This window comes from Candidatus Eisenbacteria bacterium (genome assembly GCA_016867495.1).
GTDB lineage: Bacteria > Eisenbacteria > RBG-16-71-46 > CAIMUX01 > VGJL01 > VGJL01.
In genome coordinates, this window is record VGJL01000260.1 from 1 (window position 1) to 2,906 (window position 2,906).

The 2,906-nt window shown below is 64.7% G+C and carries 2 protein-coding genes; both read left to right on the forward strand.

The window, feature by feature from the left end; translation table 11 throughout:
• Positions 1 to 135 precede the first annotated feature (135 nt).
• On the forward strand, positions 136 to 1,371 hold the full coding sequence (locus tag FJY88_13140) for an FtsX-like permease family protein (GenBank protein ID MBM3288271.1): 1,236 nt from the start codon (positions 136 to 138) through the stop codon (positions 1,369 to 1,371).
• Positions 1,372 to 1,386: 15 nt separating this feature from the next.
• Complete coding sequence (locus FJY88_13145; GenBank protein ID MBM3288272.1) at positions 1,387 to 2,640, forward strand: FtsX-like permease family protein; 1,254 nt, start codon at positions 1,387 to 1,389, stop codon at positions 2,638 to 2,640.
• Positions 2,641 to 2,906 lie beyond the last annotated feature (266 nt).

Genomic DNA, 2,906 nt, shown 5'->3' on the forward strand with positions numbered 1-2,906 from the left:
GATCATGGAGATCCTCGACGGCCTGAGCCGCGAGGGAAAGACCGTCATCCTGGTGACCCACGATGCGAGCGTCGCCGCCCACGCGGGCCGGATCATCCAGATCGAGGATGGAGCGATCGCGCGGGAGACGCGCGCGTGAACATCATCGAGAGCATCGGCGCGGGCGCGCGCGACATGGCGGCAAGCAAGGGGCGCGCCGTCATCACCACGATCGGAATCGTCCTCGGCGTCGCGTCCGTCGTCACCGTCCTCTCGTTGATGCGCGGCGGGCAGCAGCAGACGGAGGCCTTCTTCGCAGAGCTTGGCGGCGTGACCGAGCTCAGGATCACGAACACGCAGACCGACAGGGTCTTCATGAGCGCGGCGGAGCGCGCCTCGGAAAAGCTCACCTACCGGGACGCGCAGGCGATTCTGGATGAGTGTCCGTCCGTTCGGACGGTCGATCCCGAGATCGTTCGCTTTCTCGAGACCATATACGGCGACAAGACGTTCATGATGAAGGTCCTCGGAACCAACCGCCACTATCCCTATGCAGATGACATGCCGGTCGCCACGGGCCGCTTCATCAGTGACAAGGATTGCGAGGACTGCGCGAACGTCGTGATGCTGGGCCCGACCTACAAGGAGGATCTCTTCGGCGACGAGGAGGCGATCGGCAAGACGATCGTCATCCAGGGAGTCCCCTTCACTGTCGTAGGCATCATGGAGAAGAAGGAGTTCTACTTTCAGGGCGGCGGAGACCGCGCCGAGCGGAATGTCCTCGAGTGGTTCAACCGCAGCCTGTACATCCCGATCACGACCATGGTGAAGCGCTTCACCGTCAGCGACCAACTGGGCGGGCTCGAGATCAGCGCGCGATCGGTGGAGGTGGTCCCCGACCTGATGGACGAGGCCCGCACGGTGCTTCTCCGCCGCCACGGCGTGGAGGATTTCACGATCGAATCGAAGTCCCGCCAGGTGGCGGAACAGGCCGAGCAGGGCCGATTCTTCAACATCATCTTCTGGGGGGTGGCGTTCATATCCCTTTTCGTTGGCGGCGTCGTGATCGCCAACATCATGCTCGCCTCGATCACCGAGAGGATCCGCGAGATCGGCGTCCGCAAGGCGATTGGAGCGAGCGGGCGCGATCTGTTCGTGGAGTACCTGCTCGAGGCGGTCGTGGTCACCGGGTCCGGCGGGGTCATAGGGCTCTTCCTGGGCGTGGGGATGACGACTGCGGTCAACCAGGGCCTCGGAATGCCGGGGACGCCTACGCCCGGGATCCTCATGATCGCGCTATTGACGTCGGTCGGCGTCGGGATCGTCTTCGGGCTGTTCCCCGCCCTGCGCGCGGCGCGACTCGATCCGGTCGAAGCCCTGCGCTACCAGTAGTCGGGAGGATCGCCGGTGGATCTACTCGAGAGCATCCGCAGCGGGCTATCCGACATTTGGACCCACAGGCTGCGCTCGGCGCTCACCCTGGTCGGGATCGTCGTCGGGGTCGCCTCCGTGGTCGCCATGTTTTCCTTCGTGAGCGGCATCAAAGCGCGCATCATGCAGGACTTCGAGCGCCTGGGCTTCGACAACGTCCTCTTCATCGCGAACATGCGTCCCCACAACCCGGAGAACCTCGCTCGTCTCAAGGCCTCCGAGGGCCTCACCCTCGACGACACCGAGGTCCTGCGTCGCGAGGTTCCCGAGATCCTCTATCTCTGCCCCGTCACGGAGAGGGAACTCGTCACCCGCGCCGGCAATGAAGCGCGGCGCTGTGACATCTTCGGCGCGACGCCGGATGGGTTCCCCCTGCTCAAGTTCGAGCTGGGCGCCGGCCGCTTCTACACCTGGCAGGATGTCGAGAACAATGCCCGCGTCTGCGTCCTCGGCGAGAAGATCAAGGAGAAGCTCTTCGGCGAAGCGAACGCCGTGGGCGAGACCGTTCTCGTGGGCGACGAGGAGTTCCTGGTCGTGGGCGCGCTCCGGATGAAGGAGTTCAGCCAGCTCTTCGGCAACAGCGGACAGGAAGAACACCACGAGCGGATCTACACGCCGATCTCGACCGCGATGCACTACATCACGGGTTCGAGGAAGCTGGACTACTTCGCCGTGCGGCTCCGGGACGGGACGAACATCTCCGAAGCCTACGAGAAGATCCACCGGATCCTGCTGCGCGAGCATCGCATGATCGAGGACTTCCAGATCGAGAACCTTGCGCAGGAGATCGCCGAGGCGATCCAGGGGGTGGATCGCATCACCCGGACCTGGAGCATGATCCTCGGATCGATAGCCACGGTCTCGCTCCTGGTTGGAGGTATCGGACTCCTCTCTGTGCTCATGATCTCCGTGAGCGAGAGGATCCGGGAGATCGGCATTCGCAAGTCCGTCGGCGCCGAGGACCGGGCCGTGTTCCAGCAGTTTCTCGTCGAGTCGGTCACGATCAGCGCCGTGGGCGGCGTCATCGGCCTCCTGCTCGGCGCCGGACTCTGCAAGCTCATCACCATCGTGGCTGCCCGGGCGGGACAGGATTTCGTGATACCGGTCTCGCCGACGGGGACGATCCTCGGGATCTGCTTCGCGGTCTGCGTCGGCCTCCTCTTCGGCCTCTACCCCGCCTTCAAGGCCTCGCGCCTGGATCCGATCGAGGCTATCTCGCGGAACGCGTGAACCCTTCCGCGGGAATGCGAAACCCCCGGCGACATCGCCGGGGGCTCCGCTCGCGAGAGTCACTCGAGCAGGGGCCCGCCGCTGAGGCGGCCTGCGAGACGCCGCGCCCCTACGGCTCCCTCGACGTGATCCTGATCTGCCCGTTCTCGATCGTCACATCCCCCTCCATCCCCTGCTCCCGCATCTGGCGGCGAACCTCGGCGATGATCTCATCGTCGGTCATCCCCTCGGTGCGATGGACCTTGATCACGTGGCGCTCTTCCCGC